Origin of the sequence: Neptuniibacter sp. CAU 1671 (assembly GCF_029222905.1) — a bacterium.
Classification (GTDB): Bacteria; Pseudomonadota; Gammaproteobacteria; order Pseudomonadales; family Balneatricaceae; genus Neptuniibacter.
The window spans coordinates 340,433-357,404 of sequence record NZ_JARHUE010000002.1 but is presented as its reverse complement, the minus strand read 5'-3'; the positions used below and the strand labels follow the sequence as shown (position 1 = coordinate 357,404).

Here is a 16,972-nt window from a genome sequence, read left to right as displayed (position 1 = left end):
CAGCTCCAAATTAAAGTGAGAGATTCAGAAGTTCATCTGGCAATGCCATTCCTTCTTCCGTCTGCGCCAGATAACCATCGCGAGTTTCCAGCCAGCGCGTCTCACTCCAGATCTCAAATTTTTGTCCCTGCCCCAGCAATACCACTTTCTTTTCAAGCTCTGCGTATTCACGCAGCGGCGCAGGTAGCAGCAAACGCCCGCTTCCATCCAGCTCCAGATCCGTCGCATGACCAATCAGCAAACGCTGAATTCGACGGGCCGCCGGATTAAAGCTGGGCAATGATTCGATTTTCTCCTGGATCTCTTCCCATTCATGTAAGGGATACAGCAGCAGGCACTTTGCTTCAGTGTCGATTGTCGCAACCATCTGACCCGCGCAGCAGTCAACCAGCCGGTCGCGATAACGCGACGGCACAGCCATCCGCCCTTTGGCATCTAGATTGATTGGATTTACGCCCCTGAACATTTCGCCACTCTAATCCACTTAAATCCCAGAATATCCCACTTTTACCCACTTTATCCCACTAAAGCACACTATAGAAATTAACAACATGTAAAGCAAGGACAAACCTGAGGCAGCCAGAAAAAAAATACGGCAATTAAAAACAAGGAATTAGCAATCAGAGAAAACGATAAAATTAATATAAATATCAATAGGTTATTATTTTTGAAGGACAAAAAAGCACTACAAGGCAGACGACCGAATCCACGAAAGGTATCGGAATAACAGGCACTTAGAAGACATACATTAAGAAAGAGATAATTCAGATAAAACAGAAAGGAAAATGAGAGTTCACCGATAAGCCGGGTTCTGTCTAGGACAGTCATTCATCTGGGATGTACGTCACCGTACACCTCTAGCGACCTACCCGAACCCAGCGCGGGCCACGCCTGTAGGGTTCCTATTTGGTCTTGCTCCGGGTGGGGTTTACCCTGCCGTGACGTGTTACCACGCACGCGGTGCGCTCTTACCGCACCATTTCAACCTTACCGGCATCCGAAGATGCTTAGGCGGTATATTTTCTGTTGCACTGGCCGTCGGCTCACGCCGCCCAGACGTTATCTGGCACCCTGCCCATCGGAGCCCGGACTTTCCTCCACTCAAAAAGAGCAGCGACTGTCTGGTGAACTCTCGGCGGCAAGACTACCAAAACCCGCCTTCCAGCGCGAGCGGATTTCACTCATTTGCAGACTGACGTTCCAAAGCAAGCTGGTAGAGCTGCTTCTTCTTTATACCGGTGATCTTTGCTGCCAGAGCCGCGGCCTGACTGACCGGCAATTCAGTACACAATATATCCAAAATTGACAGGGCCTGAGGGTTAACTTCATCACCGCTGGCTTTCGGCGCACCCTGCACCAGTACGACAAACTCACCACGCTGCTGATTACTGTCCGCCTGCATCCAGACAATCAGCTCCGACAGTGGCGCAGACTTGATGGTTTCGTAGGTCTTGGTCAGTTCCCGGGCAATCGCCACAGTTCGATCTGCACCAAAAACCATCGCCATATCCTGCAATGAAGCCAAAATGCGGTGGGGAGATTCGTAAAACACCAGCGTACGCGACTCCTGCGCCAGCGATTTTAACTGCTGTTGCCGGGCGCCACTTTTGGAGGACAAAAAGCCCTCAAAGACAAAACGATCGGTCGGCAAGCCCGCCGCAGACAAGGCAGCAACAAAGGCAACACAACCCGGCACCGGCACGACCCTGTATCCTGCCTGTAGAATCTCCTTCACCACGACATAACCAGGATCAGAGATAAGCGGCGTCCCCGCATCTGAAACCAAAGCGACACTGGCACCACTTGCCAGCTGGTGTACAATCGTGTCGATTCGCTGACGCTCGTTATGCTCATGCACCGAGATCAGCCGGGTATCGATGTTAAAATGCCCCAGCAAACGCGCTGTATGACGGGTGTCTTCGGCTGCAATTAATGCAACTGATCTGAGGGTTTCCACCGCACGAGGCGTCATGTCCTCGAGATTTCCAATCGGGGTGGCAACAACGTACAGTGCAGGTTCCAACATAATGGATACTATCCTCAAATCCGGATTGAGAAGTATATGAAATTTAGCCACCAACTGTCTCTGCTAACTCTCTGTGTGCTTTTACTGACGGCCTGTAGCAGCCCTTTGCCACGCACACCAGCGACACCTCTCACACCGACTGAACAAGCTGAAGCTCTGTTGCAAAAAGCAGCGTCCGCCAAACCGATTCGGGCTGCCGAACTTAAGATCGAGGCCGCAAACCTGTTACTGACCAGCGGCGAGAAACAGCGTGCCGTCGAGATTTTGGATCAGATTGACCTGGCTGTCCTCACACCCTCTCTTCGCTTTGATATAGCCAAACTGAAAGCACGTTCAGCACTGGAACAAAATAATGCCCGCCAGGCCCTGACATACCTTGACCAGATTCCGGAAGCTGCTGGTCAGGATTATCCGCTCAACCAGGCAATTGAGTATCGCGAACTCCGAGCTGAAGCCTATCAACAGCAGAACGATCCGCTGAGTGAAGTGCGTGAACTGATCAAAATCTCGCTGTTAACCGGCACACCTGAAGAACAACAACCCCTGCATGACCGCATATGGACCCTGTTGCATCAACTCAGTCCGGACACCCTGAGACAACTGATTCAGTCAGGCAGCAACAGTTATTATGAGCAAGGCTGGCTTGAACTTGCCCAGTCACTACTGAGCAATAATGCACTGGACTCACAGAATGAAGCGTTCCAGCGCTGGAAAACACTGTGGGCCGATCATCCGGCTAACACGCTGCCGCCGAAGCAGATTGGCAACATGAGCACAGCACCTCTTGTGGTGAAAAAACTGGCGATTTTGCTGCCCAATAGCGGCCCACTCAGTACACCTGCCAACGCCATTAAAGAAGGCATCCTGCAAGCCCACTTCCGGGACGGCTCACTCAACAAACCTGAGCTAGTGTTTCTCGACTCCAGCCAGATCAACAGTACTTTCCAGTTAGCTCCCCTGCTGACAACCCTGAATATCGATCTGGTTATTGGCCCACTGGATAAAGAATATGTAATTCAACTCGCCAATCAGGGCTCACTGGACAAGCCCATGCTGGCCCTGAATTACACCGAGGGTCCCAGCAGCAATCTGCTGTATCAGTTTGGCCTGTCTGCAGAAGATGAAGCTCGTCAGGCAGCAGATAAAATGTGGCAGGACGGCATGCGTCAGGTTGCCAGTATCACCCCCGATACCGACTGGGGGCGGCGTATCGCCGTGGCGTTTGCGCAACAGTTCACCGAACTGGGTGGCAGCGTGATTGTTCAGACACATATGGGTGGTCAGGAAACCTTTGCAGGCAACGTTGCCAGCCTGCTTAAAACCGATGCCAGCCAGGCACGCTTCAAAGCTATCAAACAGCGCCTGCCAGGACTGGATATTGAGTTTGAAGAGCACCGCCGGACTGACATTGACGCCATCTTTATGACAGCGCTGCCCAACGACGCACGGCAGATCAAACCGATTCTGGCCTTCAATTTTGCCGGCGATCTGCCTATCTATGCCAGCTCCCATGTCTACAGCGGCAGCCAGAATCCGGTGCTTGACCAGGACCTGAACGGAATCCGCTTCTGCGCATCCCCCTGGGCGGTTCAGGCACCCAGTCAGGACAAAATTCTGCTGACCCAGCAACGCACCAATGTCGAAAGCCGTTTCGGTCGACTCTATGCATTGGGCCTCGATGCCTACCACCTCTACCCATACCTGAATCAATTGCAGGCTCTGCCCGGCACGCAGATTCAGGGCGAAACAGGCCAGCTCAGCATCAATGGACGCGGCGAAGTGGTCCGCACCCTGCTCTGGGCGCGTTTTAGAGACGGAATTCCACAACTACTGGACCAGTAGAGTCAGACAATACGGATAGAATGCGATGGATCGCGCGCAACGGGGCAAGGATGCTGAAAAACGAGCGGAAAAGCTGCTGAAAACAGCTGGCTACAAGATCATTTCACGCAATTACAGCTGTCGTTATGGCGAAATAGATCTGATCGTTCAGCAAAGTGATACCCTGATCTTTGTTGAAGTGCGATATCGCAACAATCAGCGCTATGGCGGAGCAGCCAGTTCAGTTAATTTTCACAAACAGCAACGTATTATCAAAACCGCACAGCATTTTCTCTGCCAAAACAAAAAATATGCAGATGCCACCTGTCGCTTTGATGTGCTCGCATTTGAGGCAGAGGAAGCAGGTAGCCAGCCACTATGGTATAAAGATGCCTTTCGAGCCTAAGTACAGAAGCCCGTATCATGGAACTTGAAGATCGTATCGTCAGCCAGTTTCACAACTCGATGGAAGTCAACGCGATGACCATTGAGCAATATACGCCGCTGATCGCCCATGCCAGTGAACTTCTCCTGCACTGTTTAGTCAATGAACACAAAATTTTATGTTGTGCCAATGGCGCCTCTTCAGCACTGTCACAACATTTTACAACTCTGCTGATGAGTCGCTTCCAACAGGAGCGCCCGGGGCTACCGGCCATCAATTTAAGCACTGATGGCGCTACCATCAGTGCCATTGCCGAAGACGGCAGCTTTATTGATGCACAGGCAAAACAGATACACGCCCTGGGACAACCGGGTGATATTCTGCTGCTGCTCTCGGTTAATGGCCGCTCCAGCAGCCTGGTGCAAGCCATACAGGCCGCCCATGACAGAGATATGGTAGTAATTGCCCTGAACGGCAGTGACGGTGGCGATATAACAGCCCTGTTAAGACCCGATGAAGTTGAGATTTGCATTCCAAGTACAGAGCGCGCACTTGTTCATCACGCGCACTTGATGGTCCTGCATGTATTCTGCGACCTGATAGATTTCCAATTGTTTGGAGGAGATATTTGATTATGAAAAAAAGTACCGCGGTGTTACTGACTGCCCTGTCACTGCCCTTTGGCCTGACCGGCTGCTCGGACCTGATCAGCGCCACCCGGGAAGAACCCATCGCTCAGGATAGAGGGTCACGCACAGTTGGCGCCTATGTGGACGATGAGATTATTGAGACACTCTCTCTGGTCAATCTGCAGAAAGGCAGCGCTGAACTGGTAGCATCAAACATCAGCGTCACCAGCTACAATGGGGTTGTTTTACTTACCGGCCAGGCACCGTCAGATCGTACTCGCCAGGAAGCCGAACAGGTTGTTAGCACGGTAAAAAAAGTGCGCCGCATCAACAACGAGATTAAAATTTCCGGCAACTCGTCAGCGATTTCGCGCACCAATGACGCCTGGCTGACCACTAAAGTGAAAGCCCAGTTACTTACCAACAGTCAGGTTGACGGTTCACGCATCAAGGTGGTCACCGACACCAGTACCGTTTATCTGATGGGATTAATGACCCAGGCCGAAGCAAACCGGGCTGTGAATATTGTCCGCGGCATTGCTGGCGTAGAAAAGATCGTAAAAGTTTTTGAATATATCGATTAAACGCTCAATCGCGCATAAAAAAGGGAGACTTTGCCTCCCTTTTTTATTTCACCACCTTCAATGATGGCTTTTTTGAATGCTTGGATTTGGGTGGCAACGGGCTCGCCACTTCAGCATCCGGTTGAACCGTCATTTCCTGAATTGGCTGCAGGTACAGTTCTGCACCGGGTTCCTGGCCAAACACCATACCCTGCCCATTTTCTCTGGCATACATCGCAACCACAGCTGAAAACGGCACATACACCTGCATTGGCTGACCGGAAAACCGGGCATTAAACTCAACCGCCTGATCATCCATGATAAATCCACGCACGGCACCCGGCGCGACATTCAAAACAATCTGTCCATTTTCGACAAATTGACCCGGCACCTGCACCCCCTGGCGGGTTGCATCTACCACAATATGCGGCGTCAGGTCGCAATCTAACAGCCAGTCATAGATGGCACGAGCAATATACGGGCGACTTGGTTTCATGGTTTTATCTCCTCCGTGAGCTAAAGCACCAGGCTTGGCCCGCCCACTTTACAGGAACAGCAACAAAAATGACCAGAAATAAAAAAGGGATGTTTCAACATCCCTTTGATTATCCAACTGATGTTCAGTCGCGCATTTCCTGTTCTGCCTCTGACAGGCTCAACTGAAATGCTTCACGCTCAAACAGACGATTCATGTAGCGAATCAGCGGTTTACACTGCGCTTCAGGCAGTTCAATGCCCAGCATAGGCAAACGCCACAGGAGCGGCGCCAAACAGCAGTCCACCAGCGTAAATTCTTCACTCATGAAAAACGGCTTTTCAGCAAAAATTGGCGCCGTAGACACCAGACTGTCACGCAGCTCTTTGCGATTCGCCTCGACTGCTTCAGCATCACCCTCACGCATTGCTGCAAGAATAGCATCTGCCAGGTCGCACCAGTCACGCTGAATGCGATAGATATACAGACGGCTCTCTGCACGCGCCACAGGATAAACCGGCAACAGTGGCGGGTGGGGGAAACGCTCATCAAGGTATTCCATCATCACGTTAGGCTCGTAGAGCACCAGATCCCGATCTAACAGTGTTGGCAGACTGTTGTATGGATTAACCGAAGTCAGATCCTCTGGCAGGTTACTCTCATCACAGTCATATACCTCAACAGCGACACCTTTTTCAGCCAGTACAATACGTACGCGATGGCTGTATTGGTCTTCACCATTGGAGTAAAAACACATGGAAGAACGTTTAGCGACAACACCCATTCATGAAACCCCTTCAAAGCAGATGCGCGGCCACACCTGACGGGGGCCGCGCCGGAAAAATACCGTCTGATTATATCACACGGATTTTAGTGAACGTCTTTCCAGTACTCTTTCTTCAGCGCAAAAGCGATTACGAAGAAGAACGCCAGGAAGATCAGTACATACATACCGATACGATGAGAGTCCAGCTTGGACGGCTCGCCAATGTACGCCATGAAGTTCACCAGGTCATACACAACCTTATCGAACTCCTCCGGCTTCAACTGGCCAGTACCTTTAACAATGCTGGAGCAGCTAGTCAGCGGCAGGTTAGTCAGCGGATCAACGCCCTCACCACGCAAACCGTGCAGCGCCATCTCTTCGTGGGAGCAGGTTGCAACCTGAATACCCTGCAGAGAAGCCAGCACGTTAGGCATACCTACATCCTTGAATACAGCATTGTTAACGCCCCATGGACGGCTGTCATCAACGTAAAAACTACGCAGGTAGGTATAGATCCAGTCTGGGCCACGCAGACGCGCTTCCAGCGTCAGATCTGGTGGAGGATTACCAAACCATTTGCCCGCATCTTCTTTGGACATGGAGATGGTCATCTGCTCACCCACTTTCTGGTCACCGAAGATCATGTGCTCGGTTACCAGCTCAGGTTTCATGCCCAGATCAACAGCAGCACGCTCGAAGCGCTGGTACTGTGCAGAGTGACAACCCATGCAGTAGTTAACAAAGGTTTGCATACCGCGCTGCAGAGAAGCCTGATTTTTCAGGTCAACTTCAATGTGATCCAGGTGAACATGACCACCTGCGGCATAACCCACCAGCGGCATTGCCGCCATTACGATTGCAACAAGAAACTTTTTCATCAGCCTGTAACCCTTTCTGGAACCGGTTTAGTGCTTTCCATCTTGGTGTAGAACGGCATCAGGAAGAAGTACGCGAAGTACAGCGCGGTACAGATCTGAGCCACCAGCGTACGGGTTGGCGTAGACGCAACCACACCCAGGTAACCAAGAATGACAAAGCTAATGCAGAAGATCACCAGCATGATTTTGCTGATCATGCCTTTGTAACGGATCGACTTAACAGGACTGCGGTCCAGCCATGGCAGCACAAACAGAATGGCAATTGCACCACCCATTACGACTACACCCGGGAACTGAGAGCCCGCGATAGGCGGAATCGCACGCAGCATCGCGTAGAATGGCGTGAAATACCACACCGGTGCAATGTGTGCAGGCGTTTTCAGCGGGTTAGCTGGTTCAAAGTTAGGTGCTTCAATCAGGTAACCACCGCCTTCTGGGAAGAAGAAAATGATCACACAGAAAACAAACAGGAACACCACCACGCCAACAATGTCTTTAACAGTGTAGTAAGGGTGGAATGGAATGCCGTCCAGCGGTATGCCGTTTTCGTCTTTCTTCTCTTTGATTTCAACACCGTCAGGGTTGTTGGAACCTACTTCATGCAGCGCAATGATGTGCAGAACAACCAGAGCCAGCAGTACGATTGGCAGCGCAATTACATGCAGAGAGAAGAAACGGTTCAGAGTGATACCAGAGATCAGGTAGTCACCACGAATCCACTCTGCCAGATCAGGACCGATCACCGGCACTGCAGAGAACAGAGATACGATTACCTGGGCACCCCAGTAAGACATCTGGCCCCATGGCAGCAGGTAACCCATAAAGGCTTCTGCCATCAATGCCAGGTAGATGGTCATACCGAACAGCCATACCAATTCACGTGGCTTACGGTAGGAGCCATACATCATGCCACGCAGCATGTGCAGATAAACAACCGCAAAAAACGCAGAAGCACCGGTGGAGTGCATATAGCGCAGCAACCAGCCATATTCGACATCACGCATGATGTATTCGATGGAAGCAAACGCACCTTCAGCTGAAGGGTTGTAAGACATGGTCAGCCAGATACCCGTCAGGATCTGGTTAACCAGTACCAGCAGCGCCAGTGAGCCAAAGAAGTACCAGAAGTTGAAGTTCTTTGGCGCGTAGTATTTAGACAGGTGATCTTCCCACATTGCAGTTGCAGGGAAACGATCATCAATCCAGCCCATCAGGCCCGGATTGCCTTTATTGCGATAGCCAGCCATTACGCTACCTCCTGATCGATGCCAACAATAATGACGTTTTCACTCTCGTAAGCATGCGGCGGAACTACCAGGTTGCTAGGAGCAGGAGAACCCTTCATTACACGTCCGGACAGGTCGAAACGAGAGCCGTGGCATGGGCAGTAGTAACCACCAACCCAATCAGCACCCAGATCTTCTGGAGCAACTTCAGGTCGGTAAGTCGGAGAACAGCCCAAGTGGGTACAGATACCAACCAGCACCGCAATGTCTTCACGTACCGCACGCGCAGGCGTGTGAGGTACATAGGCAGGCTGCTGAGGCATCTCGGATGTTGGATCAGACAGCTTGCTATCCAGTTTTGCCAGGTTGGCCAGGGCATCAGGTCCGCGACGCACAATCCACACTGGCTTACCACGCCACTTAACCACTGTCTGCTGACCCGGCTCAAGCTTGCTGATATCAACCTTCACCGGCGCACCCGCGGTTTTGGCTTTAGCACTTGGTTTCCAGGATGCTACAAATGGAACAGCTGCCCCTACCGCACCAACCGCACCTACTGCGGAAGTTGCGCCAATAAGGAGTCGGCGCCGCCCCTTGTTCACGCCATCATTGCTCATTAAGTATTTCTCCCCTCAATCGACCTTATCGTTTTCCGGATAGTGCCGGACACAGGCTGGCCGCTAAGAATTGTAAAGCTACGAAATCACGTCTCTTCAAAATGGCCCAAATAGTAATGAAAATACCCCTGCGTTACAAGGTGAAATAAGACCAAAGACCGGCCCTTAGGCCAAAGTATTGATGCAACGCAGTAGAATAAATTCGGGCATAAAAAAAGCCTGCACCGCGATGCGGAGCAGGCTTCCTGGATACAACGTATCGCAGTCTCTCGAATTAACGCTTGGAAAACTGAGGACGCTTACGCGCTTTACGCAGACCCACTTTCTTACGTTCAACCATACGTGCGTCACGGGTAACATAACCCGCTTCACGCAGCGTTGGACGCAGAGTTTCATCATATTCCATCAGGGCACGAGTGATACCGTGACGGATAGCACCGGCCTGACCGAAACCACCACCGCCTTTAACGGTAACAAACACGTCAAAGCTTTCAGTGTTGTTGGTCAGTTCCAGAGGCTGACGCACGATCATGCGAGCAGTTTCGCGACCGAAGTATTCTTCAATCGTACGATCATTGATGGTGATAACACCTGTACCTGGACGCAGGAAAACACGCGCAGTGGAGGTTTTACGACGACCGGTACCGTAATACTGTGTAGTAGACATAATCGGCTTCCCCTTAGATAGTCAGTTCTTTAGGCTGCTGAGCCTGATGCGGATGTTCAGCACCGGCATACACTTTCAGCTTGGCGTACATAGCACGACCCAGAGGGCCTTTAGGCAGCATGCCTTTAACCGCCAGCTCAATGGTGCGCTCAGGGAAAGTCTCTACCATTTTTTCGAAAGAAGCTTCTTTCAGACCACCTGGAAAACCAGTGTGATGGTAGTACATTTTATCTTTACGTTTGTTACCGGTAACGCCTACTTTTTCAGCGTTCACTACAACAATGTAGTCACCAGTATCAACGTGAGGAGTGTATTCTGGCTTGTGTTTGCCACGCAGACGACGGGCAATTTCAGTAGCCAGACGACCCAGAGTTTTACCCTCTGCATCAACAACGTACCAGTCGCGTTTTACTTCGGCTGGTTTAGCGACGAATGTTTTCATCTCTGTTACCTGTAATCTCAGACCTCGCAAGCATTTAATAGCTGCGGCCTGGCTTATAATTATTTGTTGCCCGTAAAACGGACAACGCATCATCATCCCCAAAACCAAGGCTGGATTTGAGGAGGCGGCATTTTACAGCCGATAACCATAGAACTCAACATCTGTTCAGAATATTTATGCGCGATGTTCCCGGGCAAGATATTCGTGGGACTGCATCTCCAACAGACGACTTTTAGTACGCTCGATTTCAAACTCCAGCCGCCCTTCAGAATAGATCTCATGGATCGGCTTTTCGGCACTCAAAATCAGTTTCACACCGCTGTCGTAGAACTCATCTACCATATTAATGAAGCGACGTGCTGCATCATCATTACTGCGACCCAGCTGTGGCACATTGCTCACTAGCACGGCATGGAAAATTTTGGCCAACTCAATATAGTCATTCTGCGAACGCGGACCTTCGCACAGTTCTTTGAAATCAAACCATGCCACATCTTCACAACAACGACGGGTGCGGATTCGACGACCATTAATTTCCAACTCTTCCGCCACCACCAGCTCTTCCAGGTCTGGCGCCAGGCTTTCAAAGCTCTGACGCAAACTGTCGTCGGCTTTGTCATCCAGCGGACAGTGATAAAGCTCAGCCTGCTGCAGGGCACGCAGACGATAATCCACCCCGCCGTCTACATTCACAACTTCGGTGTATTTATTCAGCAGATCGATGGCTGGAAGAAAGCGGGCACGCTGCAGACCATCTTTATACAGGCCGTCTGGAACAATATTGGATGTAGCTACCAGAGAAACGCCGTTACGGAACAACTCCTGCAGCAAGCCGCCCAGAATCATGGCATCCGTGATATCAGTGACAAAAAACTCGTCAAAACAGATAATTTTGGTTTCCGCAGCATATTTTTTACCAATCGCCACCAAGGGGTTGGGCGTGCCGTCAAGCGCTTTTAATTCCTGATGCACCCGCTGCATAAAGCGATGAAAGTGGGTGCGCATCTTTTCTTCAAAGGGAAGACTGTCGTAGAACGTATCCATCAGATAGGTTTTGCCACGACCAACACCCCCCCAAAAATAAAGACCACGCAGAGGCTCTACCGGCTGCGATTTTTTCAGCTTACCTGACAGTCGTTGCAACAGACCGCCCTGCGGTTTAGCTGGCTGCGCAGTCAGGTCTTCATACAAACGCTGCAAATGATTAACCGCCATCTCTTGGGCGGGATCATAGGAAAAATCGTCTCGGTTGAGATCCTGTTTGTATCGTTCCAGTGGAGTCATGATCGTTTGCGTACTAAAAGTGATGGATTTTCAGCCAGCGCAAACTTTACCGGCGCAACCGCAATTTAGCAACTGCAACATAAGGATGAGACTAGAGACCAAATAAGACAACCAGGAAGGGCAAAAAGAATGCGGTAAAGGCACCGGTCATGGCCATTGCCAGACCTGCAAACGCTCCGGCCATAACACCGTACTCAAAGGCAAAGGCGGTACCCATTGCATGCGCCCCTACACCCAGCGCAAAGCCTTTAACAGCGGGGTCTTCAATGTTAAGCAACCGATACACCCAGGGTGCAAACAAACACCCCAGCGCACCTGTAATCAAAACCAGGCCAGCAGCCAGCGAACCATAACCACCCATTTTTTCCGCCACCGCGATGGCAATTGGTGACGTTACAGATTTTGGTGCCAGCGTCAGCAACATCTCATCACTCAGCCCCAGCAATACACCTACCGCCAGCGCCGAGGCCGCGGCTAATACCGCCCCTGAGGTACAGCCAACCAGTAATGGCAGCCACATCTGCCTGATCATGGCACGGTTATCGTAAAGCGGCACCGCCAGTGCAACGACGGCTGGCCCCAGCAAAAAATGGATATACTGCCCACCTGACATATAACTCTGATAGTCCGTGCCTGAAAGCATCAAAACCAGAATAATCAGTGTCAGTGACACCAGCACAGGATGCAGAAAGGGGCTGCGACCCGCTTTTGCATTGAGCCAGCTGGCAAACAGAAAGACCACCAGCGTCACCACCAACCATAAAACCGGAAGCATCTGCAATTCAGACCAACTCATGAAGGATCCCTATCCTGCTGCTCTGATTTTCGAGCCAACATACGCTGCAGAATAAAGGCAACAATAAACAGCGTTGCAAAGGTACTGATCACCAGCGCCGTCAGTAATTCTGCCCAGGCATCTGACAGGAAACCCAGATATTGCATAATCCCTACACCCGCCGGCACCAGCAATAAAGGAAGCACCTTGAGCAGACCCTCGCTAGTCTGCCGAAGCCCATTTGGGATCTCCTGAAACAACAGCAGACCCACAAACAGTAAAACCATACCGACAACTGCGCCCGGAATCGGCACATCCAACCCCCTGACCAGCAATTCACCGACCAGCTGACAAGCAAGCAATATAAGAAACCCTAACGCCACATTGAGACCCATTACTAAGACTGTAGATTACACAACACCTTTCAGCCTGAAGTATACACTGCCACCCTACCAGCTAAACTCTTCCTGATGGTTAAACATCTGCTCTAACAGCATGTTAAGATGGCGACATTATATTGTGCAGAGCAATACCTTCAGGTCCAGAAACAACCCGGACTGACTGAAATTCAGCCGCATAAGGGGCGTTCATGCAGCAAATTAAAAAAGCCGTTATTCCTGTAGCCGGTTTGGGCACGCGGGTGTTACCCGCCAGCAAGTCTATCCCTAAAGAGATGCTGCCCGTTGTCGACAAGCCGGTGATTCAATATGTAATTGAGGAAGCCATCGCTTCCGGCATTAAAGAGATCATCCTCGTTACCCGCTCGGGTAAATCAAGTATCGAAGATCACTTTGATTGCCATTACGAGCTGGAAGCTGAACTCTCCCGTAAAGGGAAAACCGCTGCACTGGCTCAGGTTAAAGATATTCTGCCTGCTGACGTAAGCATCTCTGCAGTCAGACAACATCAGGCATTAGGACTGGGACATGCCGTCCTCTGCGCGGCACCTTTGATTGGCAATGACGACTTTGCCGTTTTACTGCCCGATATGCTGATCCATGCAGGCCAGACAAACACCTGTGATCTGGCTGGCATGGTCAACGCCTACGAAACATCAGGCGTCGGCCAGATTATGGTAGAGCCAGTCCCTGAACACCAGGTTGACCGCTATGGCATCGTTGACTGCGCAGGAGAGCATGTCCTGCCAGGCAATGCCGCCGACATCGTCCGTATGGTAGAGAAACCGAAACTTGAGGAAGCACCCTCCAATCTGAGCATTAATGGCCGGTATCTATTACCCAATCGAGTTTTAGAGCTGCTAAAAACAACACAGCCCGGCGCTGGCGGCGAGATACAACTGACAGACGCCCTGGCAGCCTACCTGAACGAAGGCCGCTTGCAGGCTTTCCATATGCGGGGCAAAACCTATGATTGCGGTAACAAGGCTGGCTATCTGGAGGCGAATGTGGTCTACGGACTAGAACATCCGGAAACTGCAGCCGCCATGCGAGCCTTTCTCACACAGTTAACACTCTGAACGAACAGGCACTGACATCATGCCATTAAGATCTACCACTGCAGCCTGGAAGAATCTGCGTGAACATGCCGATCAGCTCAGCAGCAATCATATCAGTGACCTGTTTTCTGACGATCCAACCCGGTTTAACGGACTGACTTTCAGAACCGGTCAATTGCTGCTGGACCTCTCCAAACAACGGTTAAATCAAACCACCTTACACAACCTGTCTGCCCTGGCCGAAGAAGCTGATCTGCACGACTGGATTGAAGCTCTATTCACTGGACAGAAGGTCAACTGTTCCGAAAACAGAGCAGCTCTGCACACTGCCCTCAGAAGCCCTAAAGCCTCAAGCTTAACGGTCAACGGTCAGGATATTATCGCGGCCGTGCACAACAACCTTGATCACATGCGAAGAATCGTCGACCGCATTCACCAAGGGCAGTGGCGCGGTTTTACCGGGCATTCCATTAACACCATTGTGAATATCGGTGTGGGTGGTTCCGATCTGGGCCCGCTGATGACCTGCAGAGCACTTGCTGAACACCAAAGCGGTGCCGCCAACCCTGTTCAGGTTCACTTTGTTTCCTCCATGGATGGCAGTCAGCTCTCCGAACTGCTCAGCCAGTTAAACCCCGCCCGGACACTGTTTGTTCTTGCCTCCAAATCGTTTACCACCATCGATACGCTGGCCAATGCAGCAACCGCACGGGAATGGCTGCGGCGCTCGGGACATACCACAACCGACGACATGCTCACTGCACGGCACTTTATCGCTGTCACTGCGAATACTGCAAAAGCCTCCGAGTGGGGTATTCCACCCAGCAACCAGCTTGAATTCTGGGACTGGACCGGGGGCCGCTATTCCATGTGGTCCGCCATTGGTCTGCCCATTGCCCTCAAATTAGGCATGGATGGCTTTCTGAGCCTTCTGGAGGGCGCTCATGCCATGGATGAGCATTTCAGGCACACCCCTTTCCTCAGCAATTTGCCCGTATTAATGGCATTAGTCGATGTGTGGAACATTAATTTCCTGAATATCCACGCCCACGCCATTCTGCCCTATGATGGTCGGCTGGGGAGCCTGCCCGCTTATCTGGAACAGCTCGAAATGGAAAGCAACGGAAAATCAGTAACCCGAGGCGGCGAAACGGTTGATTTTCATACCTGTCCGATTTTATGGGGCGAAGTGGGCACCAACGCTCAGCATGCGTTTTATCAGTTACTGCATCAGGGCACCGAGTCAGTGATGTGTGATTTTATTGTCGCCGCCAGACGCTACCAGACGTCCGGCAGCGAAGAACTTCAGCACCAACACCGACTGAACCTGGCCAACTGCTTTGCCCAATCCAGACTGCTGGCGCTGGGCGACAGCATTCTGGATAACGCCGACACGCAACCCGCCCATAAGCGTTACCGAGGCAACCAACCCTGCTCCACCCTGATTCTGGATGAACTCTGCCCCTTCAGTCTGGGGCAGCTGATTGCTCTCTACGAACATAAGGTATTTGTGCAAGCAGTTATCTGGGGTATCAATCCATTTGATCAGTGGGGTGTTGAGCTGGGTAAACAGGTGGCCACCAGCCTATTGGGCGCACTGGAAAACCCTGAATCCACACCGGGTTTTGATCAATCAACGAACGGCCTTCTGGCTGCGGTTCACGCCAAGCAAAAAGGTGAAGCATGAAAATAACTGTTTGGGGAAACCAGTTACTTGCCTGGGTGGCCGCCGCCGCGCTTGCTGAGAGCGGCAATGTTGTTGCATTGGTCGCAGATCAGACACGTACGTTAGATGAGCTGCTCAGCAAAACCGCCAACGAACCCGGCTTAAGTCAACTGATAGCAGAAAGTTATGAGTCGGGGCGCTTATCCCTTGCGACGGAGCAAGCCGGCCTTGAAAACACACTGCATCTTTTTGCACTGAACCCCGACCAATATGAAACGGCCTGCCTGTTGGCACAAAAGCTGGCCGACAAACATAAGCAGCAACTGCTGATTATCAACCAATCCAATTTTGGTGTCGGCAGCAGTGATAAGTTGCAGGCATTCTTAAAACCTCAGGCGCAGCAGCATGTCGCCTATATTCCGGACATGCTGGCCGAGGGTACCGCACTTAGAAATTACAAATACCCAGATACGCTGATCATTGGCTGTGAAGATGACTGGGGACAGATGTCGCTGAAAGCCCTGCTACGGCCTTTCAGTAAAAATCTCAAACAGTGGATGGTGATGTCATCCCGTGAAGCGGAATTTACCAAGTTTGCGAATACCGGGATGCTGGCATTACGCCTGGGTTACATCAATGAGCTGGCAAACCTGGCGGACAAACTCGGCGTCGATATAGAAGCGATTCGAGACGCTTTGATCACCGACCCCCGCATCGGGCCGCACTACCTTCACCCTGGCTGTGGCTTCGGTGGTCTGAACTTCCAACAGTATATCGAAGCGCTGGCCGAGCTGATGTTGGAAAGTCGCAGCTCAAAACTACTTGAAACCGTGCTAACAGAGAATGAAAAACAGAAAGAGCTGCCCTTCAGAAAATTATGGCGTCACTACAACTGCAATCTGGAGGGGCGCACCATCAGTCTTTGGGGGCTTTCCTACAAGCCAGGAACACCCAGTATCGACCACGCACCCAGCCTGAAAATCATCTCAACCCTGCTCGCTCAGGGCTGCATTGTGCGCGCCCACGACCCTCAGGCACTGCCGCTGATTCAGGAGAAATTTCCTGACGAACCTAACTTGGTTTTATGTGCAGATAATTATGAGGCCCTGAATAACAGCGACGCCCTGCTGTTATTGACCGAGTGGCCCGAATACAGCTCTCCGCTGTTCGATCAGATGCATGCCCGCATGGCCCAGCCTCTGATTATTGATGGACGCAATCTGCTGGATAAACCGCTGGCACAAAGCCTCGGCTTCACCTACTACGGCATAGGCCGATAAAAAAAAAGCGCCCCAT

At 51.3% G+C, this 16,972-nt stretch carries 19 protein-coding genes and 1 other RNA gene; 7 read left to right on the top strand and 13 right to left on the bottom strand.

What is annotated here, in order from left to right; translation table 11 throughout:
- Positions 1–10: 10 nt before the first annotated feature.
- The 3 genes from mraZ to rsmI all read right to left on the bottom strand — a co-directional run bounded on the left by mraZ (position 11) and on the right by rsmI (position 2,026).
- A complete protein-coding gene (mraZ, locus tag P2G53_RS05670; protein ID WP_275815071.1) occupies positions 11–466 on the bottom strand; it encodes a division/cell wall cluster transcriptional repressor MraZ in 456 nt (151 codons plus the stop codon).
- Positions 467–784: 318 nt separating this feature from the next.
- Positions 785–1,133: RNase P RNA component class A (rnpB, locus tag P2G53_RS05665), an RNA gene on the bottom strand.
- A 44-nt stretch (positions 1,134–1,177) separates the two neighbouring features.
- Entirely contained in the window at positions 1,178–2,026 is an 849-nt protein-coding gene (rsmI, locus tag P2G53_RS05660; RefSeq protein WP_275815069.1) for a 16S rRNA (cytidine(1402)-2'-O)-methyltransferase, read from the bottom strand.
- A gap of 36 nt (positions 2,027–2,062) precedes the next feature.
- Here rsmI and P2G53_RS05655 point away from each other — a divergent pair, with 36 nt between their 5' ends.
- Genes P2G53_RS05655 through P2G53_RS05640 form a run of 4 tightly spaced genes read left to right on the top strand, consistent with a single transcriptional unit; the run spans position 2,063 to position 5,445 of the window.
- Positions 2,063–3,868 (top strand): penicillin-binding protein activator, encoded by a 1,806-nt coding sequence (locus P2G53_RS05655; protein WP_275815066.1) that lies wholly within the window; start codon positions 2,063–2,065, stop codon positions 3,866–3,868.
- A gap of 25 nt (positions 3,869–3,893) precedes the next feature.
- Entirely contained in the window at positions 3,894–4,253 is a 360-nt protein-coding gene (locus P2G53_RS05650) for a YraN family protein (RefSeq protein ID WP_275815063.1), read from the top strand.
- Between the two features lie 17 nt (positions 4,254–4,270).
- The gene (locus tag P2G53_RS05645) at positions 4,271–4,864 is read left to right on the top strand and encodes an SIS domain-containing protein (RefSeq protein WP_275815060.1); all 594 of its coding nucleotides are present in this window, start codon (positions 4,271–4,273) and stop codon (positions 4,862–4,864) included.
- A gap of 2 nt (positions 4,865–4,866) precedes the next feature.
- On the top strand, positions 4,867–5,445 hold the full coding sequence (locus P2G53_RS05640; protein ID WP_275815058.1) for a BON domain-containing protein: 579 nt from the start codon (positions 4,867–4,869) through the stop codon (positions 5,443–5,445).
- A gap of 43 nt (positions 5,446–5,488) precedes the next feature.
- Here P2G53_RS05640 and P2G53_RS05635 read toward each other — a convergent pair whose 3' ends face one another.
- The 10 genes from P2G53_RS05635 to P2G53_RS05590 form a co-directional block, all read right to left on the bottom strand.
- Entirely contained in the window at positions 5,489–5,920 is a 432-nt protein-coding gene (locus tag P2G53_RS05635; protein WP_275815055.1) for a ClpXP protease specificity-enhancing factor, read from the bottom strand.
- A gap of 124 nt (positions 5,921–6,044) precedes the next feature.
- Positions 6,045–6,683, bottom strand: a complete 639-nt coding sequence (locus P2G53_RS05630) for a glutathione S-transferase N-terminal domain-containing protein (RefSeq protein WP_275815052.1) — start codon at positions 6,681–6,683, stop codon at positions 6,045–6,047.
- A gap of 86 nt (positions 6,684–6,769) precedes the next feature.
- The gene (locus P2G53_RS05625; RefSeq protein WP_275815049.1) at positions 6,770–7,543 is read right to left on the bottom strand and encodes a cytochrome c1; all 774 of its coding nucleotides are present in this window, start codon (positions 7,541–7,543) and stop codon (positions 6,770–6,772) included.
- On the bottom strand, positions 7,543–8,790 hold the full coding sequence (locus tag P2G53_RS05620) for a cytochrome bc complex cytochrome b subunit (RefSeq protein ID WP_275815046.1): 1,248 nt from the start codon (positions 8,788–8,790) through the stop codon (positions 7,543–7,545). Before P2G53_RS05620 ends, P2G53_RS05625 begins: the two co-directional genes overlap by 1 nt.
- Positions 8,790–9,386 carry a ubiquinol-cytochrome c reductase iron-sulfur subunit gene (gene petA, locus P2G53_RS05615; protein WP_275815043.1) on the bottom strand — a complete coding sequence of 199 codons (597 nt, stop codon included), beginning with the start codon at positions 9,384–9,386 and terminating at the stop codon, positions 8,790–8,792. The genes P2G53_RS05620 and petA overlap by 1 nt, the downstream gene beginning before the upstream one ends.
- Before the next feature lie 274 nt (positions 9,387–9,660).
- Positions 9,661–10,053, bottom strand: a complete 393-nt coding sequence (gene rpsI / locus P2G53_RS05610; protein WP_275815040.1) for a 30S ribosomal protein S9 — start codon at positions 10,051–10,053, stop codon at positions 9,661–9,663.
- Positions 10,054–10,066: 13 nt separating this feature from the next.
- Positions 10,067–10,495 (bottom strand): 50S ribosomal protein L13, encoded by a 429-nt coding sequence (gene rplM, locus P2G53_RS05605; protein WP_275815037.1) that lies wholly within the window; start codon positions 10,493–10,495, stop codon positions 10,067–10,069.
- Between the two features lie 174 nt (positions 10,496–10,669).
- Positions 10,670–11,779: a cell division protein ZapE gene (zapE, locus tag P2G53_RS05600; RefSeq protein ID WP_275815034.1), complete on the bottom strand. Its 1,110-nt coding sequence runs from the start codon at positions 11,777–11,779 to the stop codon at positions 10,670–10,672.
- 91 nt (positions 11,780–11,870) lie between these two features.
- Positions 11,871–12,575, bottom strand: coding sequence for an LrgB family protein (locus tag P2G53_RS05595; RefSeq protein WP_275815031.1), 705 nt, complete (start codon positions 12,573–12,575; stop codon positions 11,871–11,873).
- Positions 12,572–12,916 carry a CidA/LrgA family protein gene (locus P2G53_RS05590; RefSeq protein WP_275815028.1) on the bottom strand — a complete coding sequence of 115 codons (345 nt, stop codon included), beginning with the start codon at positions 12,914–12,916 and terminating at the stop codon, positions 12,572–12,574. The genes P2G53_RS05595 and P2G53_RS05590 overlap by 4 nt, the downstream gene beginning before the upstream one ends.
- Before the next feature lie 227 nt (positions 12,917–13,143).
- On the opposite strand from P2G53_RS05590, the gene galU reads away from it, so the two are divergent.
- Genes galU through P2G53_RS05575 form a run of 3 tightly spaced genes read left to right on the top strand, consistent with a single transcriptional unit; the run spans position 13,144 to position 16,956 of the window.
- Positions 13,144–14,031, top strand: coding sequence for a UTP--glucose-1-phosphate uridylyltransferase GalU (gene galU / locus P2G53_RS05585; protein WP_275815024.1), 888 nt, complete (start codon positions 13,144–13,146; stop codon positions 14,029–14,031).
- Between the two features lie 19 nt (positions 14,032–14,050).
- Entirely contained in the window at positions 14,051–15,697 is a 1,647-nt protein-coding gene (gene pgi / locus P2G53_RS05580) for a glucose-6-phosphate isomerase (protein WP_275815022.1), read from the top strand.
- The gene (locus P2G53_RS05575) at positions 15,694–16,956 is read left to right on the top strand and encodes a nucleotide sugar dehydrogenase (protein WP_275815019.1); all 1,263 of its coding nucleotides are present in this window, start codon (positions 15,694–15,696) and stop codon (positions 16,954–16,956) included. Before pgi ends, P2G53_RS05575 begins: the two co-directional genes overlap by 4 nt.
- Positions 16,957–16,972: the final 16 nt, after the last annotated feature.